Origin of the sequence: Microcoleus sp. MOSTC5, from assembly GCF_036701825.1 — a bacterium.
GTDB classification, from domain to species: domain Bacteria; phylum Cyanobacteriota; class Cyanobacteriia; order Cyanobacteriales; family Microcoleaceae; genus Microcoleus; species Microcoleus asticus.
The window spans coordinates 1-24,627 of sequence record NZ_JAUBRK010000089.1 but is presented as its reverse complement, the minus strand read 5'-3'; the positions used below and the strand labels follow the sequence as shown (position 1 = coordinate 24,627).

The 24,627-nt window shown below is 45.4% G+C and carries 23 protein-coding genes; 5 read left to right on the top strand and 18 right to left on the bottom strand.

Annotated features, from left to right (window positions below; genetic code table 11):
* Window positions 1-161: 161 nt before the first annotated feature.
* Both QUA54_RS31055 and queG read right to left on the bottom strand, forming a co-directional pair.
* Window positions 162-1,292, bottom strand: a complete 1,131-nt coding sequence (locus tag QUA54_RS31055) for a pentapeptide repeat-containing protein (RefSeq protein ID WP_333418499.1) — start codon at window positions 1,290-1,292, stop codon at window positions 162-164.
* A 97-nt stretch (window positions 1,293-1,389) separates the two neighbouring features.
* Entirely contained in the window at window positions 1,390-2,328 is a 939-nt protein-coding gene (gene queG / locus QUA54_RS31050; RefSeq protein WP_333418497.1) for a tRNA epoxyqueuosine(34) reductase QueG, read from the bottom strand.
* 278 nt (window positions 2,329-2,606) lie between these two features.
* On the opposite strand from queG, the gene QUA54_RS31045 reads away from it, so the two are divergent.
* Window positions 2,607-3,569: an orange carotenoid protein N-terminal domain-containing protein gene (locus QUA54_RS31045; RefSeq protein WP_333418495.1), complete on the top strand. Its 963-nt coding sequence runs from the start codon at window positions 2,607-2,609 to the stop codon at window positions 3,567-3,569.
* Window positions 3,570-3,909: 340 nt separating this feature from the next.
* Window positions 3,910-4,344: a nuclear transport factor 2 family protein gene (locus tag QUA54_RS31040; protein ID WP_333184232.1), complete on the top strand. Its 435-nt coding sequence runs from the start codon at window positions 3,910-3,912 to the stop codon at window positions 4,342-4,344.
* 346 nt (window positions 4,345-4,690) lie between these two features.
* Here the strand turns inward: QUA54_RS31040 and QUA54_RS31035 are convergent, their stop codons facing one another.
* From QUA54_RS31035 to rsmH, 3 genes are all read right to left on the bottom strand, one after another.
* Entirely contained in the window at window positions 4,691-5,113 is a 423-nt protein-coding gene (locus tag QUA54_RS31035; RefSeq protein ID WP_006633914.1) for an ATP-binding protein, read from the bottom strand.
* A gap of 493 nt (window positions 5,114-5,606) precedes the next feature.
* The gene (locus tag QUA54_RS31030) at window positions 5,607-7,280 is read right to left on the bottom strand and encodes a SpoIIE family protein phosphatase (RefSeq protein WP_333418494.1); all 1,674 of its coding nucleotides are present in this window, start codon (window positions 7,278-7,280) and stop codon (window positions 5,607-5,609) included.
* A gap of 565 nt (window positions 7,281-7,845) precedes the next feature.
* Window positions 7,846-8,748 carry a 16S rRNA (cytosine(1402)-N(4))-methyltransferase RsmH gene (rsmH, locus tag QUA54_RS31025; protein ID WP_333418492.1) on the bottom strand — a complete coding sequence of 301 codons (903 nt, stop codon included), beginning with the start codon at window positions 8,746-8,748 and terminating at the stop codon, window positions 7,846-7,848.
* Window positions 8,749-8,805: 57 nt separating this feature from the next.
* Here rsmH and QUA54_RS31020 point away from each other — a divergent pair, with 57 nt between their 5' ends.
* Together QUA54_RS31020 and QUA54_RS31015 are read left to right on the top strand one after the other, a co-directional pair.
* The gene (locus QUA54_RS31020) at window positions 8,806-9,990 is read left to right on the top strand and encodes an NAD(P)H-quinone oxidoreductase subunit H (RefSeq protein ID WP_333184223.1); all 1,185 of its coding nucleotides are present in this window, start codon (window positions 8,806-8,808) and stop codon (window positions 9,988-9,990) included.
* A 222-nt stretch (window positions 9,991-10,212) separates the two neighbouring features.
* A complete protein-coding gene (locus tag QUA54_RS31015) occupies window positions 10,213-11,448 on the top strand; it encodes a class I SAM-dependent methyltransferase (protein ID WP_333418490.1) in 1,236 nt (411 codons plus the stop codon).
* A gap of 51 nt (window positions 11,449-11,499) precedes the next feature.
* Here the strand turns inward: QUA54_RS31015 and QUA54_RS31010 are convergent, their stop codons facing one another.
* The 6 genes from QUA54_RS31010 to QUA54_RS30985 form a co-directional block, all read right to left on the bottom strand.
* Window positions 11,500-12,147: a hypothetical protein gene (locus tag QUA54_RS31010; RefSeq protein WP_333418488.1), complete on the bottom strand. Its 648-nt coding sequence runs from the start codon at window positions 12,145-12,147 to the stop codon at window positions 11,500-11,502.
* Between the two features lie 80 nt (window positions 12,148-12,227).
* Complete coding sequence (locus QUA54_RS31005; RefSeq protein ID WP_333418486.1) at window positions 12,228-13,361, bottom strand: DNA cytosine methyltransferase; 1,134 nt, start codon at window positions 13,359-13,361, stop codon at window positions 12,228-12,230.
* A 96-nt stretch (window positions 13,362-13,457) separates the two neighbouring features.
* On the bottom strand, window positions 13,458-14,207 hold the full coding sequence (locus QUA54_RS31000; RefSeq protein ID WP_333418484.1) for a Uma2 family endonuclease: 750 nt from the start codon (window positions 14,205-14,207) through the stop codon (window positions 13,458-13,460).
* A gap of 198 nt (window positions 14,208-14,405) precedes the next feature.
* The gene (gene hisS, locus QUA54_RS30995) at window positions 14,406-15,680 is read right to left on the bottom strand and encodes a histidine--tRNA ligase (RefSeq protein WP_333418481.1); all 1,275 of its coding nucleotides are present in this window, start codon (window positions 15,678-15,680) and stop codon (window positions 14,406-14,408) included.
* A 200-nt stretch (window positions 15,681-15,880) separates the two neighbouring features.
* A complete protein-coding gene (locus QUA54_RS30990; protein WP_172191697.1) occupies window positions 15,881-16,162 on the bottom strand; it encodes a hypothetical protein in 282 nt (93 codons plus the stop codon).
* A 34-nt stretch (window positions 16,163-16,196) separates the two neighbouring features.
* Entirely contained in the window at window positions 16,197-16,472 is a 276-nt protein-coding gene (locus tag QUA54_RS30985; protein ID WP_172191689.1) for a photosynthetic electron transport-dependent transcriptional regulator PedR, read from the bottom strand.
* Between the two features lie 451 nt (window positions 16,473-16,923).
* Here QUA54_RS30985 and QUA54_RS30980 point away from each other — a divergent pair, with 451 nt between their 5' ends.
* Entirely contained in the window at window positions 16,924-17,901 is a 978-nt protein-coding gene (locus QUA54_RS30980; RefSeq protein WP_333418480.1) for a carbohydrate kinase, read from the top strand.
* 222 nt (window positions 17,902-18,123) lie between these two features.
* On the opposite strand, the gene QUA54_RS30975 is transcribed toward QUA54_RS30980, so the two are convergent.
* From QUA54_RS30975 to QUA54_RS30945, 7 genes are all read right to left on the bottom strand, one after another.
* The gene (locus tag QUA54_RS30975) at window positions 18,124-18,612 is read right to left on the bottom strand and encodes a gluconokinase (protein WP_333418478.1); all 489 of its coding nucleotides are present in this window, start codon (window positions 18,610-18,612) and stop codon (window positions 18,124-18,126) included.
* Between the two features lie 129 nt (window positions 18,613-18,741).
* Window positions 18,742-19,440 (bottom strand): aquaporin Z, encoded by a 699-nt coding sequence (gene aqpZ, locus QUA54_RS30970; protein WP_333196261.1) that lies wholly within the window; start codon window positions 19,438-19,440, stop codon window positions 18,742-18,744.
* Window positions 19,441-19,774: 334 nt separating this feature from the next.
* Window positions 19,775-20,536: an HIRAN domain-containing protein gene (locus QUA54_RS30965; protein WP_333418477.1), complete on the bottom strand. Its 762-nt coding sequence runs from the start codon at window positions 20,534-20,536 to the stop codon at window positions 19,775-19,777.
* Window positions 20,533-21,441 carry a hypothetical protein gene (locus tag QUA54_RS30960; RefSeq protein ID WP_333418475.1) on the bottom strand — a complete coding sequence of 303 codons (909 nt, stop codon included), beginning with the start codon at window positions 21,439-21,441 and terminating at the stop codon, window positions 20,533-20,535. Before QUA54_RS30960 ends, QUA54_RS30965 begins: the two co-directional genes overlap by 4 nt.
* Before the next feature lie 34 nt (window positions 21,442-21,475).
* The gene (locus QUA54_RS30955; RefSeq protein WP_333418473.1) at window positions 21,476-22,798 is read right to left on the bottom strand and encodes a 3-isopropylmalate dehydratase large subunit; all 1,323 of its coding nucleotides are present in this window, start codon (window positions 22,796-22,798) and stop codon (window positions 21,476-21,478) included.
* Window positions 22,799-22,908: 110 nt separating this feature from the next.
* Complete coding sequence (sfsA, locus tag QUA54_RS30950; protein ID WP_333418471.1) at window positions 22,909-23,643, bottom strand: DNA/RNA nuclease SfsA; 735 nt, start codon at window positions 23,641-23,643, stop codon at window positions 22,909-22,911.
* A 106-nt stretch (window positions 23,644-23,749) separates the two neighbouring features.
* On the bottom strand, window positions 23,750-24,463 hold the full coding sequence (locus QUA54_RS30945; protein ID WP_333418469.1) for a glutathione S-transferase family protein: 714 nt from the start codon (window positions 24,461-24,463) through the stop codon (window positions 23,750-23,752).
* Between the last annotated feature and the right edge of the window lie 164 nt (window positions 24,464-24,627).

The window sequence follows — 24,627 nt, the reverse complement described above, 5'->3', positions numbered from 1 at the left end:
CTTAACCGCTTATCAAGCTATTCAACAAGCCCTTTCTATTCATGGCTCCCTTTTTTCCCCTAGTTGAGCAATTACAAAAAATGTTGCTCTTGAAAACTCTCCTTGCAAACAAAACAGCGCTGCAGTTTATTCATTTTCAATTTCTCTTGCTGTAAAGAATATCAAGTCCAGCTACATCCGCTGCAATTAGCTTCCGCAAAAATCCCCCGATTATCGATATTAGCTTTTTTCATAATAGACCAGCTCAAATTAGTCCCCTTAAAATTAGCTCCGCTGAGATATGCGTTCAGGAAATTTGCTCTTTTCACAACAGCACCGCTCAGATTAGCACCAGCCAAAGTAGCTTTATTAAAATCAGCATCGCAAAGGTTTGCTCCAGTAACATCTGCTTGAAAAAAATCAGTATTTGTCAAATCCGTTCTCTCTAAATTAGCACCGCGCAAATTAGCTCCCATAAAACAAGCTCCTGCAAATTTACTCCACCGCAAATTAGCTCCTGCCAAAACCAACCCTTTAAAATTCCCGCCGTTAAAATTAGATCTAATTAGTTTAATCCCCGCCAGATTTGCTCTGGCAAAATTCACCCCGCCCAGGTTTGCCCCACTCAAATCCGCCCCGCTCAAATCAGCACCCGTCAAATCGGCCCCGCTCAAGTCCGCCCCGCAGAGTTTAGCTTTTTTCAAAATGCTTTGAGATAAATTAGCATCGCGAAAATTAACCGAGCGGAGGTTGGCTAAACTGAGATTAGCTGCTTGCAAATCAGCGCCGCTGAGATTGGAGCGGCTCAGGTTAGCTTCGGTCAAATCAGCATTTTTCAGATTAGTTAGTTCCAAGTTACTTTTAAATATTTTTGCGCCTCGCAGGTTGGCAGATGCAAAGTTCGCTCCTACTAAGTTTGACTCTCTCAGGTTGGCTTTAGCCAAATTAACTCCGCTAAAATCTCCCCAACTCAACTCTACAAAGCCACCCAATAAAAGTAGATTTTGCACTCTCCATTTATTCCAAATTGCTGCACCTTTTTTGAGCAAAATTAGCTGTTCTTGCGCTCCAAACATCGCAGCCGCAAACGCACGCACCTGCTCGTCAGCATCGTCAAAAACGGCAATTGCTGCTTCTAAACCTTCTTCTCCATAGTTTAGGGCATCTGTGATTGCTGCCCGCCTTGCTTCAACTGACGGACTTGCTAAGCGCTGTTTGACTCCTGCTATGCCACCCAAGATAGCAGCATTAATTGGAGGCAAATTTTGACCGCCCAAAACTGCATCGTATTCTTTGGGTTCATTTGCTGACATTTGTTATTTGTTACGAATGACTGTTGACTGTTGACTGCTGACTGCTGACTGTTGACTAATGACTAATGACTGCTGACTAATGGCTAATGACTGCTGACTAATGACTATTGATTTGATTTGCTTTCGCATTTCGCCGCAGCATTTCTGGTTTTATGCGCCGCAGTGCCGAAGCTGTAAATCTGCGGTTCCATTCTTCGTCGGAGATGTCGGCCAATTCTGCAAGTGTTGGCGCTATGTTTTCAGGATAAGGCTCAAAGTCTGCAACATCAGTTGGTTTAGCAAAACGCTGATTCCAAGGACAAACATCTTGACAAATGTCGCAACCTGCTACCCAGCCTTGTAAATTAGATGCAATTTCGTCGGGCAATTTTTCGGCTCGATTCTCGATCGTATGATACGCTATACACCGATCGGCATTAACCACAAAAGGCTCAGTAATTGCCCCCGTCGGACACGCCTCAATGCAGCGAGTACAAGTACCGCAATGTTCCGTATGGGACTCATCGGGCGCTAACTTCAAATTAGTCAAGATTTCGCCCAAAAACACCCAAGAACCGTATTCGCGCGAAATTACATTACCATTTTTGGCAATCCAGCCAATCCCGGCACGCTGCGCCCACATTTTATCCTGAATCGGCCCGGTATCAGCATAATACCGTGCTTCAATTCCCTCGGCTTGCGATCGCAGCCAATTTGCCAAAACCTTCAGTTTTTTGTGCAGAATTTTGTGGTAATCTCGGCCCCAGCCGTAGCGAGAGATTTTAGCATATTCGGAACCGCCCGGGCGTTGGTGAGGCGTGTAGTAATTGATGGCGACACATATTAAGGACTGCACCCCTGGCATCACCAATTGAATATCCTGACGTTTCGGGTTAGCCATCCATCCCATATCCGCTTGATAGCCTTTATCCAACCAAGCCTGCAATCTTTGTTTTTCTAGATCGAAATCCGCGTCTTTTGAGGCTATCCCGACTTTGTGAAATCCCAACTCAAGGGCTTTTTGCTTAACCAAATTGCTGCTAATTGGCGCTTTCATTTGACACCAGGCAAATATTTACCTTTTGTATTGACTATTTTGATTTTATATGATATGAAAAGCAATTTTAACGATCGGCTTCCTAAATAAACTACTTCGGCGCACGGTCTAGTGATGGCGATCGCTATTTACCAAACCATTGATTATAGTTTTCTAACTCAGCCATATGTAATTTATATTTGCAAAAATTAACAAAACGTTACATACTTTTAATCAAGGCAGCTTGAGAGTCCCTAAATCAAGTACCTCACTAAAATCACAAATCTCACAAAATACACATGGCAGTTAGCATTCAATCAGCTCAATCTATTTTTTCCAACACTGAGATTGCTAGCATTGTTCCGGCTACCACCGAAGCATTTTACAAACTCAGCGTTGAAGACCAACTAGCCTTGCTCTGGTATGCCTACACCGAAATGGGCATTTCCATCACCGCAGCAGCACCGGGAGTAGCCAGCATGGCGCTTGTCGAAGGCATACTCAACGAAATCAAGCAAATGTCGCCGGCTGCTCAAAGCAAAACTATGTTTGACCTAGCCAGCAACGCCGACACCACGATCGGTCGGATTTACACTTCCTTGCGCGTCAACACCAAACTCGGTTTCTGGTACGAGTTGGGGCAGTTGATGAAACAGGGCCTTGTCGCTCCGATCCCCGCTGGCTATCAAATGTCTCCCGAAGCCACCACCGTTCTAGAAACCATCAAAAAACTAGATCCGGGCCAGCAAATTACCGTACTTCGCAACACCGTAGTTCACATGGGCTACGACCCCGATTTCAGCCAAGAGTACGGCAAACGCTCTGCCCCTCGCAGCACTCCCACCGCTCCAGAAGAGCGGGTGAAAACCAAAATTGAGGGTATCAGCGAGCAGACTGTGCTCAACTACATCGACTACATGAACGCCTTCGACTTCACCCCAGCCGTCGGTTTATTTGCTGAAGAAGGTGCCCTGCAACCGCCTTTCCAAAAGCCGATCGTCGGTCGCGAAGCTATCCTCAACTATATGCGGGAAGAGTGCATCGGACTGAAAATGATGCCGGAGCGAGGCCTATCGGAACCCGCAGAAGATGGTTACCGACAAGTGAAAGTCACCGGCAAAGTCGAAACTCCCTGGTTCGGCGCGAATGTGGGCATGAACATCGCGTGGCGGTTTTTGCTAGATCCCCAAGGCCAAATTTTCTTTGTGGCGATCGACTTGTTGGCATCTCCTAAGGAATTGCTCAATTTGATGCGCAAATAGAATATTCTGGTTCGGTCTGTCAAACAGACTTCCCCAGGAACCCAGATGCCGGCAGGTGTCTGGGTTTAGATCATTTTAGATTTTAGATTTTAGATTTTAGATTCAAGAATTGAAGGATTGGAAATGGCTGATGGCATAAGGGTTTGCAGCTTGCTTACACTTGCGTTTTTTGAAAGTAGTATTGATTGTGGTCGATCGATCTCAAAGCTGGGTTCGATGCTCTCCAGTTCCTCCTTTTTTAGGAGAATTATTTTCCTAACTCTACTTATATCTTTTGAGGGATTTGCTACGACAAAGAGAATGATTACAGTATACTTATTCCTCTGAAATCACTTGTTTTATGACCGCAACAACTCCACCTATTTTAACTAGCTCTATAACGATTGCCGGCATCACAAATCCAACGGTACTGCGATATTTTGAAACTTTAAACGCGGGCGATTTTGAAGCAACGGCTAATTTATTTGCTGATGACGGCGTTATGCACGCGCCGTTTGAAGAGCCAATTATCGGCAGCATCTCGATCGCTACTTATCTACAAACAGAAGCGCGAGGAATGCAGCTAGAACCCCAGAAAGGTGTCAGCCAAATTTTAGAAGATGGCAATGTTGAAGTTCAGGTCAGCGGTCGGGTGCAAACTTCCGCATTTGGTGTTAATGTCGGATGGCTGTTCTTGCTCAATTCTGACCAAGAAATTCTTTCTGTTACCGTCAAACTGTTAGCTTCTCCCCAAGAATTGCTAAATCTGCGGTCACACAAGAAATTAGATGTTTGATAAGGTGTTTCACATTTAAATTGTCTATTTTGGTTTGACCTGTCGCTCGCACGTAATAGCTAAAGTCGTGCGCTCGACAGGTCAATCGGCTTTTTATCGCAAGAATGAGACAGCAACCGGGTTTTTTATCCAAATCTCTGGTGAAGTGCCACTCACGGTATAAAAATCCCGTTTCTGCGGTATTTTTGCGATCGGGACTGTACCCGTACAATCTTACAGTCTCGCGTTGAGCCGACGATAATGCACGAAAAAGTGGCTGTCACCGCACTCTGCGACAGACAGCCAAAGCGAGTCAAAAAGTGCATTGTCAATCACTAATCACTCATGAGTAATCACTCATGACAAATTAAGATTTTTCCGGCAAACTAGCTTCTAACTTCAGACAGTTGCGACCGTCTATTTGCAAAGTGTAGTCCACCCGATCCATAAGTCTGCTCATAATCAGCCAGCCGTAGCCGCTTTCCTGTTTAGCTTCCGGCCTCGGGGGATTGTAAGTATCCATTTCGTAACCTTTACCGTAATCCCAAATTTCTAAACCAATATCCCTATTTTTTAAATTCAAGCGAATTAACACGGGCAAATTGGGTTGATCTTTGTGAGCATGGCGGATCACGTTAGAATAGGCTTCTGCTAACACCAAGCGCAAACGATTCGACTGACGAGGCCAATCGACGTGCTCTCCTAGCTCAACTTCCAAACTGCTCAGCAACCAATTTTCAACAATTGTTAAAAACCGCAAGTCGCTTGGCACATGAAGCTCAGTATTCATATAAAAATCCCGTAAGTTTGAAAACCCTGTGTCTTCAGACCAGGGATGAAACACGACGCGCCGAATTTATTCGGTCTCAATACTTGTCGCTACTCGGGGGATACCAGCCTTTTCTGTTTAAAAATCAGGCATTCGTCATTCGGTAGAAGGCAGAAGTTAAGAGTATAGTTGAAAACTTTAGTTATGGGTATAAACCCCATTAACAATTGATAATTATACCGAGACTGCAAGCAGCGAGGTATAAAAAATCTTTGTTTCAATCCCTGGCTTTTAAGCGTTGGTTATTTCTGACGAATGCCTTCTACTTTAACCCTTTACAGGTGTTTAATCCCCCAGGAAAGCGATTCAGGAAACTAGCTGCGCCATCGCGGGCTAGGTTTTTACTGTTGACTGTAACGCAGTCCTTTGCGGGACTACTGTGCGGGCGGTCAACAAGCAGGGCTTCAGTTGTTTCGCCTCTCCCCCGACTATGCGTCGGGATTCGCTGACAGATTCAGAGAACCTCCAGAGAGAGTATGGTTTGGTCGTCTTCCTGAACGGGATTGTCGGCTCGGATGTAAGCCAACAAATTGTCCAAGTTGAAGGAACCAGGCTCCTGAATCAAGAGTTGCCAAAGCCCTTCTTGTTGTAGCATAGAACGGGTTGGTACACCCCCTGCGACCCCTTCCGTGGTCACGCTAGCTTCAGTAATCCCGTCACTCGTCAGCAGAAATACATCTCCTGACTTTAATTCGATCGTACCTGCTTTGCCTCTCCAAACTGGTAGTATCCCCAAGGGAATGCCGCGAGCTTTCAGGAAATTCGGCTCGGCTGGCGTTTTACCGCTAGCGGCTTGAGCTTTCACCTCCGAGTGAGACCAAACAATCGGGTAAATGTGACCGGCATTAGCAAAGGCGAGGTGTCCCGTTGACGGAGTGTAACGAGCAACAACCATTGTAATAAAATGGTTGTTGCCGATCAGGTCGTCAGACATACTGCTATTCATATTGTGCATAACTCGATCGGGCTCTGGAGAAACTTCTTGGGAAAGTTCCCGCCGCATCACCGAAATCGCGCTGGCCATAAATAGAGCAGCCGGAACTCCCTTACCCGAAACATCTCCCACCGCTATCCAAATATCCCCTTGGGAATGGACGTAGACTTCAAAAAAGTCGCCGCCAACTTCCCGCGCGGGATAACAGCAAGCTTGCACCCTGACAGTTTCAAAATCCGGCCAACTTTGGCGCAACAAGTTTGTTTGGATTTGGCGGGCCACTTCCAACTCGTTTTGCATCTGCTTGGCTAAATCCAGAGTGCGCTGGTATAGCTTAGCTTGAGACAGGGCGAGAGCAGCTTGAGCTGCTACACCTTCTATTAACTCTATATCTTCTGCAGACCAAGGGTTAGTGCCGCCAATCTGGCACAAAGCCAGTACCGCCAGCAATTCTTGCTGGTAAGTCAGGGGCACGGCAATCTCAACCGATTTACCGTCCCCCCCACTGTTTGGGTTCACTTGAGTTTGGCGGCTGGCTACGGCTTGAACCAGCAAATTTTCATCAAAAGAAAAGTGAATGGCCTCGTCGGTTTGGGCTTGGTAGGGGAAGGTACTCGGCAATAGTCGATCGGCTTCTACCGGCCGCAGCATACAATAGTTGGCTTCAAAAGTTTGGCCTACGGTTTGAACAATAGTTTGTACCATACTAGAGTAATCTAGCGACCCGCGAATCACGCTCATCACCTCATTGAACAGAGATTCCTTGCGCAAAGCGCGGCGCAGTGCAACACTGCGCTGCTTGTAGTATTTGTAAGTTTCTGAGGCTTGATTGATCACCAATTTGAGTTCTTCTGGATTCCACGGTTTGGTGATGTATTTGAAAACTTGACCTGAGTTGATGGCCTCGACCAAATCTTCAACATCGGTGTATCCCGTTAGCAGAATCCGAATCGTATCGGGAAATCGCTCGACAGTTTTCCCCAAAAACTCGGTGCCGTTCATTTCTGGCATCCGCTGGTCAGATATAATCACCGCCATCTCGCCCTGTTGGTCTAGAACTTCCAGGGCGCTGAGGGCGCTATCTGCTTTGTAAACTTGAAAGTCGCGTCGAAACGTCCGGTACAATAAATCCAAGTTATCGGGTTCGTCATCGACTACCATCAATTTCAGCTTGCTTCCATCTCCCCGACTCATCTTTCTTCCCCCTTGAAAACCCCCACCATAGCTGTATTCAGCAAGGTGGCGGGAGGAAAAGGGGGGCTGGATATATGCAACATATCAGTTACGTCAAGTTGAGTAAAAGAAACCCGTTTTACCTTAAGGTGAGCATTCCTTTCGCACCATCTGTTCGCACAACAGATGAGAGGCTTTTGATACTGTAACCCGCCTCGGTAGGCCGCTTCAATAGGGAAAATTCCCGAGTCAGCTTTCGTGCTTTGATAGGAGCAACGACCGTGTTAGCAGTCGCTACTTTTATAAACACACCAGCCTCCCAAATGACTAATTAATGCTCTGATTGCAGAGCTCTTAAGTAGCTGCCCGCTGTCCTCGGTGTGATTTTTAACACTTACTACTAACTCCTGTATCGCTACCTGAGTGCGGTCAAAACCGGCTGTATTTCAAGCCCCACTTTACCCGGAGGGTTAGCGGTGGGTTGTTGGCGCTATTCCCTACATCTTTGCCGAATCAAACTTGATTGTTGCATTCTAGTCCCCCTAATCTCTGAACTTTTTGCAGCAAGCATATTACTACTGCCGAATCAAGTTAATCTTTCTGCCAGTCTGAGCTTAGCAGAACGAGAGCGGGGATTTCTAGCTACTTCTTCGGATTGCGGCCCGATCGGCTTTTTTGTCAGTACCTGCAAACTGGGTGTTCCTCTGAGTTGGTGCTTGACCGGTCGGTCTTCGAGACTGTGAAATGTAATGATTCCGATTCTCCCACCTGGTTTTAACCAGCTTGGCGCCTGGTGGAGGAAAGTTTCTAAAGAAGCGAGTTCGGAGTTGACAGCTATCCTTAAAGCTTGGAAGGTACGGGTGGCTGGATGAATTCTGCCGTTGCGCTGCTTGGGAGGGAAGCTAGAGGCGATCGCCCCTGCAAGTTCTGTTGTAGTTTGAAAAGGACGCCCTTGCACAATCCGCCTCGCGATGCGCCGCGACAGTCGCTCCTCGCCGTACTTGTAAATAATATCTGCTAGTTTAACTTCTTCCCAGTGGTTGATAATCTCTTCTGCCGTCAAAGATTGCTGCTGGTTCATACGCATATCTAGTTGAGCTGGGTGGCGAAAACTAAATCCTCGTTCCGGTGTATCGAACTGAGCCGAGCTGACGCCCAAGTCTGCTATGATACCATCAAATTCGGCCTCTGGGGACTGATATTCAGCAAAATTGCCGTGCCAAAACTCAACGGGCGAGTTGGCAAATCGGGTTTGGCAAAAACGGATGGCTTGTTCGTCGCGGTCGATCGCCACCACTGTAACATCGGCCGCCGCCCCTAAAATCAAACTCGTGTGTCCGCCGCCCCCAAGCGTCGCGTCCAAATAGTGCCCGCCTGGACGCACTGCTAAACCCGCAATTAATTCTTGACCCAAAACAGGAACGTGATAGGTGTCAATACTGACATCTAATCCAGGGGTATCCTTCTCAGAGAGCTCGATATCCTTCATAATCATAAAAGCCAAACAAAAATCAACAATAGCTAGTAATCATTAATTCATTTAATTATGTCAAGAATTGAGACTAGAACCGAACCGATGGTGCTCAACATGGGGCCGCACCACCCATCCATGCACGGGGTACTCCGGCTAATTGTCACCCTAGACGGGGAAGACGTGGTGGACTGCGAGCCTGTTTTGGGCTATCTGCACCGCGGGATGGAAAAAATCGCCGAAAATCGCACCAACGTGATGTACGTGCCCTACGTGAGCCGCTGGGACTATGCGGAGGGGATGTTTAACGAAGCGGTGACAGTAAATGCGCCGGAAAAGTTGGCGAATATTGCTGTCCCCAAACGGGCGAGTTACATTCGGGTAATCATGCTGGAGTTGAACCGGATTGCTAACCATTTGTTGTGGTTGGGGCCGTTTTTGGCGGACGTGGGGGCGCAAACTCCTTTTTTCTATACTATGCGCGATCGCGAGATGATTTTAGACTTGTGGGAAGCAGCCACAGGTTATCGCATGGTGAATAACAACTATTTCCGCATCGGCGGAGTTGCCGCGGATTTGCCCTACGGTTGGGTTGATAAGTGCCAAGATTACTGCGATTATTTCGTTCCCAAAATTGACGAGTACGAACGTTTAATTACCAACAACCCAATCTTCCGCCGCCGGATTGAAGGCCTGGGTACTATTTCTCGCGAAGAAGCGATTAACTGGGGACTTTCCGGCCCCATGTTGCGCGCTTCCGGCGTTAAGTGGGATTTGCGGAAAGTTGACCATTACGAATGTTACGACGACTTCGACTGGGAAGTTTGTACCGAAGCTGCTGGCGATTGTTTGGCCCGGTATGTGGTGCGGATTCGGGAGATGCGCGAGTCGGTTAAGATTCTCTATCAAGCCTTGAAAGGACTCCCCGGTGGCTCTTACGAGAATTTGGAAGCCAAGCGCTTAGAAAGCGGGCCAAAATCAGAATGGAATGGTTTTGACTATCAGTTTATTGGCAAAAAAGTTGCGCCGACTTTTAAGATTCCCAAGGGCGAACATTATGTCCGCGTTGAAAGTGGCAAGGGTGAGTTGGGGATTTATATTATCGGGGATGATAGTGTGTTTCCCTGGCGCTGGAAGATTCGGACTGGGGATTTTAATAATTTGCAGATTTTGCCTCACATTGTGCGCGGCGTGAAGATTGCCGATTTGGTGGCAATTTTGGGGAGTATCGACATTATTATGGGCTCGGTTGATAGGTAGGTTTGGTCGGTTTTTATCTGATAAATTAACCCGGTTTTTTTGTGGAACCGGGTTAATTTTTTTCAACCGCAGATAAACGCGGATAGATATCGATTAATTTTGCTATTAACGTAGCTAAAATGTACCTTGTTTCTCTCTTCTCTCTTCCTCTATGCCCTCTGCGGTTAATAAAAAAATCTCTTCTTCATAAATGAAATAACATCAACTTTGATTCGATAAATTATGAAAATTCAGCAATCAGATATCAATGACAGTAACCCGGAACTCTGCGCTTTAATCTGCGAAAGAATTGCCGCCAGTCCGCAGCGGCGTATTACTTTTGCTGAATATATGGATTTGGCATTATATCATCCGCAGCACGGTTATTATAATAGCGATCGCCAGTCGATCGGCAAACAAGGCGATTTTATCACGTCGTCTCATTGGGGTGCTGATTTTGCGGAGGTTTTGGCAGAGCAGTTTGTGGAAATGTGGGAATTTCTCGGCAAACCTCATCCTTTTACTGTCGTAGAAATGGGGGCGGGGCGGGGAACTTTCGCCGAAAATGTGCTGCAATATCTGCAACGACAATATCCCGATTTATTTCATATTTTAGAATACATTATTATTGAAGTTTCCCCTGTACTCCAAGCGGAACAGCGGCAAAGGTTAGCTGATACCAAGTGTGTTAAGTGGTGTAATTGGGATGAGATAGTTAATAATTCAATTGTCGGCTGTTTCTTTTCTAACGAGTTAGTGGATGCTTTGCCAGTGCATCAATTTATTGTCGAAAAAGGGCAAGTTAGGGAGATTTACGTGACCGCAGAAACCACAAAAAATGAACAAGAAGAGATAAATTTTGTAGAAGTAATTGGCGAAGTTTCCACGCCTAAAATTGCCGAATATTTGGATTTGGTAAGCATCGATTTATCGGCGAGTGTTTACGGGGATGGTTATCGCAGTGAGGTGAATTTGGCGGCTTTGGACTGGATGAGTACAGTTGCTCAAAAGTTGCAGCGGGGATATTTGTTAACTATTGATTACGGTTATCCGGCGCACCGCTATTACAATCCGAGGCGCAGGGAGGGGACGCTACAGTGTTATTATCTGCACCGATATCACAATAATCCTTATATTAATGTGGGGCGGCAGGATTTAACGGCTCATGTTAATTTTACGGCGCTGGAAAGGCAGGGTGAATTGTGCGGTTTGGAGGTGGTAGGGTTTACTCAGCAGGCTTTGTTTTTGATGGCGTTGGGTTTGGGCGATCGTATTGCTTCTCTGTCTACAAATGATGCGGAAGTATTGGATTTGGCAACGTTTTTGCGCCGACGGGAGGCTTTGCATCAGTTGATCGATCCGATGGGTTTGGGCGGTTTTGGGGTTTTGGTGCAGTCGAAGGGGTTGAGGGACGAGGAAAAAGTGCATGAAGCGAAGCTATCCCGTAGGGAATCGCTCAAAGGTTTCACGGTGCCTTAAGTTAACTAAAATCAGCAACACGCACTCTTTTCCAATTACTTTTGTCATCACTTAAGCGCACTGACTCAGCGGCGGAAATTTCCATTTTCCAGAATATAAAGTAGATGGCAGCTTTAAACAATAGGCCGCAGGAATCACCTCGATCAACCACCAATTAAACATATCTCGTTGAGCCGCAGCAAAACCAGAAATGGCGTCCCCGGTAATGGCATCATACAAAATATCCAAGATGGCATTATATGCTGTTTTGGTGTTGAGTGTTTGCAGCAAGCCGTAGAAAATATTATAAGCTTCGTTACTAGCTTGATATTTTCCAAGTTTGTTGATATTAGGAAACAAGGTATCAGCCCAAGTTTCTGGGATTTCACAGCCATCCTTAAGCCAACAAGATACAATTGCTTCAACGATATCAGCTTTGTGTTCTTCAGGAAAGTAATGTTTAATCGTCGGTTTAGCTGCTAATGCTATTCCATAAGCCATATAGACGTATCGCTGATGGGATCTTGCCTCATTAGGCATTCCAAAGGCTGTCATTACTTCTACAAAAGCTTTTTCTACATTGCACTTTCCATCTCGTTCGTATAAATCGTCATATTTTCTGTCCCAAACCGTCTGAAGTGTTTGCTGTAATTGCTCTGGAATAGTTGAGTTGCTGGGCAACTTAAAATCGGTGTAGTGACCTCTATCAAACTTAATCATTGACTTTCCCTCCTTATGTATTTTATTTAATCGTAAACCCAGAGCCAGCTAATGTTAAGCCTCAGATCTACCGCCACATTTCAAATTAACTGTAAACTCTGCTCTGATACCTCTAATTCAGCCCATTTTAATCGTTCCTGAATTGACATACCCTGCAACTTTTTACTCATTTCATATAAATCAACTTGGGGATAATCCCCCTTAAATAACGGAATCAAAGACTCCACAACAGCAGCAATTCCCTGCGGCGGCACGGCATTCCCAATCTGCCGCCGCACTTCAGTCGTAGAACCTTCAAAAACAAAATTATCGGGAAATGTTTGCAATCTTGCCCTTTCACGATTTGTCAAAGAACGCGGTTCTAAATAATGATAACCCCAAGTTCCGCCACCTCCACCAGCAATGATTGTCGATGAGGGTTTATCTGGATGAATTCGGCGATAAACGTGACTGATCATGCCTTTGACATAGTATGGACTATCCTTGGGAATATCAGAGAAATTGCCTCCCGGTTTAATTCGATTTAAAATTTCAACGGTTCGGGCTTGAATTTTATGATGTTTGTTATTGTCAAGAACTGCTTCCACATTTTTGAGTGCTTCGCCCGCTGTTCGATAGGGATATTCTCGATTTTGACCGTATTTGGGCTGAGGATGCACAAAGTTAAATCCTGTATCCATCCGAATGCCAACTAATAACACTCTTTGGCGAAATTGGGGAACTCCGTAATCAGCAAAGTTGTAGAGTTTAGGTTTAACTAAGTAGCCTGGTGCTATAGTTTCAAAGTCAGAAATTATTTGTTTTATTGCTTGATAATTATTCGCACTTAATAAGCCTTTGACGTTTTCTGCTACAAAAGCTTTGGGCTTTTTTTTATTGACAAAATCGAGAAAGTATGTATATAAATTACCTCTGGTTCCTTCAAGGCCGGGACGCTTCCAAATCAGAGAGAAATCTTGACAGGGGAACCCTCCTATACATATTTCAGCTTCGGGAACTTGTGCAATGTCTATATTTTCTATGCTGTCGTTAACTATGACATCGGCGATGTTTCTGCTGAATGTTTTGCAGGCGTATGGATTGGAGTCGATCGCCCAAACTACCTCAAATCCGGCTTGGTGGAATGGCAAATCCATGCCGCCGCAACCAGAAAATAAGGATATGAGTCGCGGTTTTGTTGTCCAGGCGATCGGCTGGAGACGTTCGATTAACATAGGAGTGCAAAGTGACGCAAGGGCGGGCTGGATGCCCGCACCACAAGAGTGTCATCATACCAAAACACGATGGAATTCGACTCATCAATTGATATTTCACTCTTCGTCATCTAACTCGATTCCCGCTTGACGCAATTTTTCTGCCAATCTTTCAGCGCGGAGTCGTTCGCGATCGGCTCTTTCTTCCGACCAAAGCAACAACTCGCCTTCAGCATTCCACCACCTCAACCAACAGCCTGTTCTCCCTTCGTGCGTTCCTTCCCACATTCCTAAAAACAAGTTTAATCCGGGTATCCAATAACGTCCGTTTTCATCAGGTTTTTGCAAGTTGTAACGCTCTGATTCTAAAGCGTAAACTTCTAAATGAGCTGTTTTGGCTCGAAATATGACGTATCTGGGTACTTTGATTACTTGCTCGTAAAAAAACCACTTTCCCACCCGCGAGGTAAATTCAACCGAGTATTCTTCTCCATAGGTTTCTGAAAGAAATTCCATCACGATTTGGGGGATGGTTCCTTCTGTGTGTGGCGTGTAACTGCGGCGTACTTGCGAGACATTTTTTGGATTGACGGGTTTCACGTACATCCAATCTGGCGCTTTGCAGATAATGCGCTGTTCGTCGCTGCTTGAACCTGGGAAACTTATGCCGGCACACAAGGCAAAGTTGGAAACAATTAAGGCATCTTGCATTAATTCGGGAAATGCTGTTAGCGGCTGGCGCAAAGCTGCAGCTAATAATGGTTGGCTTTCGTCTTCTACGGGATCGTCTGGTAGTTGGAAATCTTCCGGTAGTAGCGGCCAGGTGATTGTGAGTTTTGTTTCATAATTTTTAGTTGCCACAGACATAGTTTATCAGAGGTTAAATGTTTTAATGTTTAAATTATATCTTTTGGTTTTTGGGATTAATGTTAATGGCTTAATGACGAGGCAGAGCCTCTGGATATGCGTTACCAGGCAGAGCCTGGTAACGAGAGGATTGGAATTCAAAGTCCCCCTTATTAAGGGGGATTTAGGGAAATCTAGAGTGTGCTAAAACCGAGAGTTCTAAGGGTTGTTAATCTTCTGCTGTAGTTCGCTGGTCATTGCTAGTAGTTCTGATTGGGCGATCGCACTTTGTTCACCACTCGCCAACCACTTCAATTGTACCGTCTCGTTTTCAGCTTCCGTATCTCCCAAAACTAAACACGCAGCGGCGCCCCTTTGAACTGCTCTTTTAAACTGTTTACTGAAAGGACTGCCGCTCAAATCCATCTCTACAATAAACCCCGCACTCCGCAATTTTTGAGCTAACAAGACGGATTGCTGTTCAGCTTTTTCGCCCCTGGATACCAAATAGAAATCTAAATTCGGCGGGGGCAATGGTTGCAACTTTTGCAGCAGAATAATCAGCCTTTCCATTCCCATTGCCCAACCGACTGCCGCCGTATCTGGGCCGCCCAATTCCTTTACTAAACCGTCGTAGCGGCCGCCTCCGCAAACTGTTGCTTGCGCTCCCAAATCGTCGGAAATAATTTCAAATGCTGTGTAGGTATAGTAATCTAAACCGCGCACTAATCTGGGATTTAACTGATAGCTAATTCCTAAATTTGTGAGCATAAGCTGCACTTGATCGAAGTGCGATCGCGATTCCTCTCCCAAATAGTCCAAAATACTCGGCGCACCAGCTACAATTTCTTGAGTTCGTTCATTTTTACTATCCAAAATCCGCAGCGGATTGCGAGTCAAGCGGTCTTGGGAATCGGCATCTAATTCGGATTTGTGGGGTGTAAAATAATCGATTAATGCTTGCCGATAATTTTGTCTGTCTTCCTTGTTTCCGACAGAGTTAATATCGAGTCGCAAATTTTTTAAACCGATAGTTTGCAGGATATCGCAGGCGATCGCAATTACCTCGACATCCGCCCGCGGATCGGCAGTTCCCAAAACTTCTACGCCAATTTGGTGAAATTGCCGCATCCGTCCCTGCTGAGGACGTTCGTAGCGAAACATCGGCCCCGCGTACCAAAGACGCTGCAATCCACCTTGAGCTTCTAAACTATTTTGAATAAAAGCTCGCACTACTCCGGCGGTGCCTTCTGGACGCAAAGTAATCGATCGATCGCCCTTATCTTTAAAAGTGTACATTTCTTTGCCCACGACATCGGTCGCTTCCCCAATGCCGCGTTCAAATAAAGATGTCTGTTCAAATATCGGCGTCCGAATTTCCCGATAAGCCGCTTTTTTCAAAATTGTTCTAGCCACTTCTTCGACATTTTGCCAATATCGAATTTCATCGGGCAAAATATCCCGCGTTCCCGTTAAAGTTTTAATTGCACTCATTCATTTTGTTAGTCATTGGTCATTAGTCATTGGTCATGGGTCATTAATCATTGGTCATTAATCATTGGTCATTGGTATGAAAGTAACTCGTATGAAAGTTGTTAGCAAATAGCCTTTTAACTAAGCCGCTCATAACTTCTGTATTCGTTAGGTCTGTGTCCTTAACTCTTAGCTAATGACTAATAACTGCTGACTAATGACTAATGACTTAATAATTCCCAAGCTCCGTAACGATCGCCATAATAAGCCAAAATGCGATCGACCCGCTCGCGACCTGCCAAATCGAACCCTTCAGGATACTGTATCCACAAACCCCCAATTTGGCTGTCGCCGTAATTAAACCGCTGCGACTGCTGCGGAATTAAACCGGTTTGCACCCCTTCAACTTGACGCAAATGGGCCGCCACTTCGCGATACACCGCCAGCGGCAATCCAGGGCATTGAATTTGATAGCGGAGTTGTTTTTCTTGTGCCGTTTGCATCATTTCTTTGCCTGTCCCCAACCAGAACCCCTACTTAAGATACTTCTTTATCGAGCGGCCCCGGTAGAGGGCAGCAATTAATATTGTCCAAACATACCTTCCCCCACTGCAACGCCCAACGTACCAGCGTAACTCGATTGTCGGCGCGCGTCTTGTTCAAGATATTGCTAATGTGGTTGTCAACTGTACGCTTGCTAATCTCTAACTTTTCCGCTATTTTCTCATTAGTCAATCCCGCCGCTACTAACTCTACCACTTGCAATTCTCTGTCCGACAGGGTGACAGGGGTACCAGAGACGATCCCGCTCATAAATTTTTCCTATGTCTGCATATTTACCTATCTATAATTCTAGAGGATGAGGGATGAAGTATGAAGAGAAAATTAAATTTACTGTGCTAGTCTTTTGGGCCCCAAGCACCAACTCTCTTGTAGAATCGCAAAAAGTGCAAACCCAGCGCCACCACAGCAAGACGCGCAGCCACAGCCACTTGCACTGCAGGCGAGCCGGGTAGCGGATGCTCCCTTTACCTGGGCGCCTCTGACATCCGGGCAGCAAAACCCGCAGATGTTTGCACGTAAAACTAATAATAGGCCCGCACTAAACTTTACCCTTAAGGGAGTAACTGCCAGTATCAGTAGGTCTGATATTATAGGAGCAGCGATTAAAAAATAGCTGGCAATTTTTCTGGGATGGGTTAAAAATAATTATTGACCTGTTTACTGCTGCTGTAAAATCTAAAATCTAAAATCTAAAATAGATATGACTTATCCTCGCGTTCTGTGTCTGGGTGAAATTTTATTTGATTGTTTAGCAGACAAACCAGGAGTATCTCTCGAAGAGGTAGAATCTTGGACTGCATATCCCGGTGGTGCTCCTGCTAATGTTGCCTGTGCTTTGGTTAAATTGGGGACGGCTGCGGGATTTATCGGTGCTGTAGGTGGGGATGAATTGGGGAATTCCCTAGTGGAGGTATTGCAAGAAGTAGGGGTTGATACCGCTGGAGTGCAGCGCCATCCAAGTGCGCCGACGCGGCAAGTTTATGTCTTGCGGAATCAAGCGGGCGATCGAAATTTTGCCGGTTTTGGCGAATTAAATACTGCGGATTTTGCCGACACCCGTCTTCTCGCTGCACAATTACCCGACGTGCTGTTTGAAAATGCCGACTATTTAGTGCTAGGCACTTTAGAATTAGCTTATCCTGAAAGTCGAGACGCGATCGCCCGAGCGATCGAACTAGCGGAACAGTACGATGTTAAAATTATACTTGACATCAATTGGCGTCCCGTGTTTTGGCCAAATCCAGACGAAGCAAAAGCGCACATTATAAAACTCTTAAAAAAAGTTGATTTTGTCAAGTTATCTGAGGAAGAAGCCGAATGGTTGTTTGCAACTACTGATGCTGGAGCTATTACCTACCGCCTCGATTCCGTAGAAGGCGTTTTGGTGACTGCGGGCGAGAAAGGTTGCGCCTATTGTCTCTCGGAAAATGAAGGAAAAATCCCCGCCTTTACAGTAGATGTTGAGGATACAACAGGTGCCGGCGACGCGTTTCTGGCTGGTTTTGTCAGCCAATTGTGCAAGGTGGGAATTAAGAGTTTAGCCACTCCAGAAATAACAAAAAAAATTGTAACTTATGCGAGCGCGGTAGGTGCGATGACAGCGATGAAACCCGGGGCAATTAGATCTCAACCAACCGCCGCAGAAGTAGAAGCTTTCTTGTATTTGTACAAACATTAGCACGCCAAACCTCTCCCCCGGAAACGGAGAGGGGGCTAAATTTGGTTCAGAAACCCGGTTGCTCAAAAAAAATAACTCTTATACTAAACCCGCGTTAAAAACTCTCGATAAGACTCGGCGTTTGAACTCTCTACTATACAAACTCTCGTCCTAGCTGAGAGGAACTAAAAAATAAACAGGTATTTAAGCCAAATTTGGTATTATAGGTTTTATTGTGGGCAATTAACCGCACATCAGATGATTTCTAATTTGGCGCACGATTATGTCTAGCGGCTGCGAAGCATCTATGATAATTGCATTTTGTGGTTCTTCGAGAGTGTCTAACTGACTTAACAACAAGTCTGCTTTCATGTAGTGATTTTCGCGACTTGCTAACCGGGCTGACAATAACTGAAAAGAACCTTTGAGATAAACTATTTTCATCCGCTGTGGGTCGCGGCAGAGAATTTCGCGGTAAGATGCTTTTAAAGCAGAACAAGCCAACACGACATTTTTATTTTCTAACAGCCACCTGTCTATTGCCGCTTGCAATTGTAATAGCCAAGGAAGGCGATCCGCATCTTCTAAAGGAATGCCCCGACTCATTTTCTCGATATTAGCTGATGGGTGAAAATCGTCGGCGTCGCTGAAATCCCAATTTAGAGATTGCGCCAGCAACTTGCCAACAGTAGTTTTGCCAGAACCGGAGACTCCCATCACGATCGTAATCATGGCACCTATTTACCGAAATACTTGCAATCTCATCGAGTTGTGCGATCGACAAACCGGGTTTCTTAAGTTGCCGGATGAATTCTACCACCCTAAAAAATTCAATAAACCCGGTTTATTTTTGATTCTAGATCAAATTTCTTCCAGAGTCGGTTTAATGAAATTATAAGCCAAAACGCCGATAATTCCACCAAGCACTGGGAATACAATAAACGCCCACAACTGTTGGATTGCCCATCCGCCTTGAAAAAGTGCCACACCGATACTTCTAGCTGGGTTAACAGAAGTATTGGTTACCGGAATTCCGACTAAGTGAATCAACACCAGCATCAAGCCGATGGGAATTCCGCCAAAACCGACGGGATATTTGGGATGGGTAGTACCCATGATTGTAAATAACAGAAAAGCAGTCAGTACAATTTCCGTCAAAGCTGCTGCCAAAAGTCCGTAACCAGTGGGAGAATGTTCTCCAAAACCGTTAGATGCAAATCCCGAAGCCGCCGCATCAAAACCCGGTTTTCCTGATGCTATCATGTACAAAACAAGACCGCCTAAAATTCCCCCTACAATCTGACCGCCTATATAATAAGGAAGCAAAACAGCATCGATCAGTTTGGCAACTACTAAACCGATGCTTACCGCCGGATTAATGTGGCATCCAGAGATAGGCCCGATCGTATAAGCCATGATTAAGAGGGATAGACCAAAGGCGATCGACACTCCCAAAAAGCCGATTTTGTCTCCAGCTAAAACCGCACTGCCACATCCACCTAATACCAACACAAAAGTCCCAAAAGCTTCAGCAACCCCAATCTTTATTTTTTTGTTCATACTCACAATTCTCTGAAGTTTATGTTCGGTCAATTTCGCAACCCGACCAATTCTAACTCTAAAAAATAGAGTTCCAATTTCTTTCATGCAGCGTAACAATCCTAATGGAAAGCATTAGGATTGTTACGCTCTACTTTTCAGAAATTGTATGGGCTTAACTGAGAATGCGGAATTTGAAATCGATAAATTAGCTCAAACATACTCCATTCGAGGAAAAATGTCAATATTTAGCCAATTATTTGTATAAATTGTGCAATCTTCTGTATTCAATTCACAATAATTAACTTGACTTCTTGCCTAATTATGCGATCGTAATTTTGCTTATTGTTGCTGATTATCCGATCGCACTTGCAGCTAAAACATCACTGCTAACCGGCTGGTACATCGGACTGGAGAAGGGGCGAAAGTCTCGCCAATCGGCGGTCATCTTGCACAGCAAGCGAAACTGTAGCGGCGTTGGGGGTTGATTGAGGCGATCGACTTCTACGCGAACCAATTTTGGATGCTGCGAGATAATTTGAAAAATATCCCCGCAAAGATAGCGCGGACAATAGCCTACAATCCCGCGATCTTTCGTACACAGAAGCAAAGCAGAGGAATCGTGCCGATTTTGAAATTCGTGGGCTAAATACAAAAGTTCGCCCACTTGAAGCCCATTAATCCGTTCAATTGCCGGCTTGGGAAAGTGTCGCAGTCCATGTGCAAAAAAATGGATGCGGTAACGTCCATTTTCATCCGGTTCGGGACATGGGAATACCTCAAAATTATCAGTTACCCGTTTCCCTCCGCTGCGGGCCAATAAAGCAATTGGGTCATCTTCGTGTTGAGGGATATTCAACCACTGTACAAATTCAGGGTAGTCAGGGCGCGATCGCGGCATCACTCGATTGGAAAACAAGGGAAACAGTTTCTGTGAAGTGTAAACCTTATTGAAATCAGGGAAAGATGGCAAGGGATCAAACCCGCACTTAAGTTTAGCTTCTAGAACACCATTTGTATAATTGAACTGGTATTGTTTACCGTTAAATGTCAATCGACCAATCGGAAACCAAGAACGGCTGACCGGGTCTTGCCAAGCCAAAAATAGTGTTTTCAAAGCAAATCTCCTGTCAATTCAAGTAACCTTTTTCTGTTATATTTAAGTATTTTTTGGGAAAAATCAATCGTAATTTGTGAAATGCGATCGCGCGGTATCCGGTTAAAAATGGCTAGCGGATCATTAACTGAAATCCTGGTAAGGCAATTTAGCCAAACTTGGGCTGCTTGGGGATAGTATAGCGCTGCTTCGCAGAATGCCTCAAAAGTCTTGAGAGGCTTTGGTCTATTATCGCTAGCATATAACTGAGAAAAGCATCTTTTCGCATAAGCTTGGACAGAATAGCCAGTATCTTTTGTAAGCAGTCTCTTTTGCCGTTCTTCATCAGATATCCGCACTCCCAAACTAGAGGCATGGTCGTGAGTTGGTGCTAGATATCTGGCGATATTTAAAGTAGGATCACTTTCGGGTTTATCTAATACACCCCAATTCTCTGAGTGACGGTCTGTATTGCCAATCCACGCATCTAATAGCAAATATCCGACAAAAGTTTCTACTGCTGTTTCTATCCCGACTGGCGGAACCCAATCGAGGGGCAAATTAACAGAATTGTCTGCGATCGCATTCAACACAATATTAACTCTGTGCGGTGCGCTCGCAGACAAAATTTGATTCCCAGGAATGAAACTGCCACGATCGGGCAAAAATGATGGTGAGACAGTTCCGCGTTGACTTTTCCAAGTTGCCAGTTCATATTGAGCATGGGGCAGTCCGAGGAGTTTGCACAACTCGGCTGCAATTTTTTCCGCCCAATCTTCACCTGTATTTGATCGAGACTGTTTGTACAAGCAACGCCCTAAATTTGGATCGTCAAACCAGAACTTGTACTTAGTTCCCATAGTCTCGGTTTCAGATAGCTCATAGGCTGCTTCTGGAACTACAATAATAGGGAACTCTTCAGCCATTGTGTCAACCTTAAAGAATGCTAAAAGCAACTATCTAACACAGGAATTCTCGCGGATCGGTGACATACCCAGTCAGCGCAGACGCCGCCGCCGTGTAGGGCGAAGCTAGATAAACTTGCGCTTCTTTATTCCCCATCCGGCCGGGGAAATTGCGGTTAGTTGTAGACACGCAAATTTCCGGTTCGTTCATCCGCCCGAAAGTATCTTTCGGCCCGCCCAAACAAGCGGCGCAAGAAGGCGCTGCGGGTTCGATGCAGCCGGCCGCTAAGAAGATTTCCGAAAGCGTTTGACCCTCGTATTTTGTGACAAACAAATCTTCGTAAACTTTCTGAGTTGCTGGTACTAAATAAGTCGGAACTTTGACTTGATTTCCTTTCAGAATGCGGGCGGCATTCAGGAAGTCGGAGGTTTTGCCGCCGGTGCAGGAACCGATGTAAACTCGATCGATCTTGACATCGCGACAGTTGCGGGCTAAGTCGCGGTTGTCAGGGGAGTGGGGTTTGGCAACGACTGGTTCTAATTTGCTGACATCGTAGGTGCGATCGCTATAAAACTTAGCATCCCCATCGCTGTAAAATGAATCGAAGGGTTTGTCAGTCCGCGAAGTAACGTAATCAAACGTAGTTTTGTCCGGCGCAACCGTGCCGTTTTTACCACCAGCTTCAATCACCATATTGCACAGCGTCATCCGTTCTTCCATCGTCAAACGCTCAACTGTATCGCCAGCAAACTCCATTGTCCGGTAGTTAGCACCGGCAACGCTAATATCACCAATAATCTGCAAAATTAGGTCTTTTGCTAACAAATAATCCGGCAGTTCGCCGTTGAGTACAAAGCGCATGGTTGCCGGAACTTTGATTAACAGTTTGCCGGTTCCCATGATAAAAGCCGCGTCTGTATTGCCGATACCGGTGGCAAATTGTCCGAAAGCGCCGGCATTGCAGGTGTGGGAATCTGTGCCGAAGAGCACTTCGCCCGGTCTGGTGTGGCCTTCTTGTGCTAGCGCGATGTGGCAAACTCCTTTGTAGTCCGGATTTGCTTTGAAGTCCGATCGATCCGTGATGTCGTAAAAGTATTTTATGCCTTGTTCTTTGGCAAAATCGCGGAGAATATCGACGTTGCGGTTAGCGCGTTCGTCGTTGGTGAAAATGTAGTGGTCGGGAATTAGAACGATTTTGTCGGGATTCCAGACTTTAGCATTCTCGCCGAATTCGCGTTTGAAAACGCCGATAGTGCCGGGCCCGCAGACATCGTGGGTCATCAACACATCTGTTTCTACCCAAATGTTTTCTCCGGGCTCGACTTTAGTGCGGCCTGATGCTTTGGCTAAGATTTTTTCGGTCAGGGTCATTCCCATAGTGCGATCGCTCTTTTTTATTAGATGCTACATAGTGTAATTGTAAGCGAAACATTAAATGCGAGCGCTGTTAGATTCTCCAATTCTTAAGTAAGTCTGGAATCTGAGTATTAGGTGGGTTGACTTAAATCCAGTTTTGCTAACCCCAAATACCGAACACCTTCCGGCGTCACGTCAAATCGGCAAGGCAAAATCTCTACACCTTCACCCATCGCCTGTCTGAACAATTCTCCGTAAAGGCGATCGGCACTATCCCCGGGAGCAAAATCAGTACAATCCCCGCGATTAATAAAATACAGCATTACAGCCCTCGAACCCTGCCGCACCACTTCGATCAATTCTCGCAAATGTTTCTGTCCTCTTTCTGTGACTGTATCGGGAAATAAAGCCAAGTTTTCTTTTGCCCAAGTTGTATTTTTAACTTCCAGAAAAATTGGTTTAGTATCGCCAGTCAACCAAAAATCAACTCGGCTTTTTTTGTCTAGCCCGTAAACAACTTCTGGTTGAATTAAACTGTAATTACCCAACTCTGGAAACAAACCTAATTCCAAAGCTAACTTAATTACTCGATTCGGCAAACCCGTATTAACTCCCACCCAAGTTGGTTCGGTGTCGCACAGTTTAATTAATTCCCAAGTATAAGCCAATTTGCGTTTGGGATTGTTGCTGCTAGATACCAGCACGGGATTTCCGGGAATGCAAACACCAGTCATCGGGCCAGTATTCGGACAGTGTGCGGTGATGATTTCTCCAGTAGTTAGTTCGATTTCGGCAAAAAATCGCTTGTACCGCTTGATGAGAATTCCGGGTAATAAAGCAGGATATTTGTAAATTAAATCGGTCATTCGATTTTAGATTTTAGATTTTAGATTTTAGATTTTACCTACAACAGAATACCCGGATTTCCGACTTTTTCAAAAAAATGGGAATCTAACATATATGAATTATCTGTTATTTATCTTCTTTCCTCAACTCATTTATCTCCTCATTCAAAGGCTGCTTTTGCTTGCCTTTCATCAACTGTTTCATTTGGGCTTTAAAAGCTTCTACTAATTCGGGACTGGCTTGAGTTTTTTGCCAAGAATCGCGGGAATTTAGGCGATCGCACCAAGCCTTCAATTTAGGATACTCGTCCAAAGACACGCCTAACTCCGGCAGCCACGGCACGGAAACTCCCGCTACAACATCGGCTAAACTAATTCCATCGTTGCAGCCCAAAAAAGTTTTATCGCCCAACAAACCCTCAAAAAACCCCAGTACAGTAGCTACTTGTTGCTGTGCTTTCTCCAACTGCTGCGCGTCGGCTTCGCCGCCGAAAGTCTGGCGTACCAAAGGACTCATCGCCGGTGTCAACTCGTTCACTGTTACCATTTGTACCATTCGGACGATCGCCCTTGCTTTCGCATCCTCCGGTAGCAGTGCAGGCGCGGGATACTTAGCTTCCAGATAATCAAGAATTGCCAGAGTTTCTATTAAATGAAAATCCCCATCAGCTAAAACAGGAACGTGGTGAAAAGGGCTAATTACCAGAAAATCTGGCTGAAATTGATCGCCATTTAATTTCATCGAGACCAATTCAAACGGAATATCTTTTTCGAGCAAGGCGATCCAAACCCGGCGGCTGTTAGTCGAAAGCGGATTGTGATAAAGTTTCAGCACGGTCATTCGATTTTAGATTTTAGATTTTAGATTTTAGATTGAGGCATGATAGCACGAAACGACGGTTTTTAGTTTAGGTAGGCTTACTTATTGACAATACTCCGGACAGTTTTTAAAGAAGGATGCGACGCCTACGGCAAGCAACGCTTACGCAATAAATCACAGAAGCG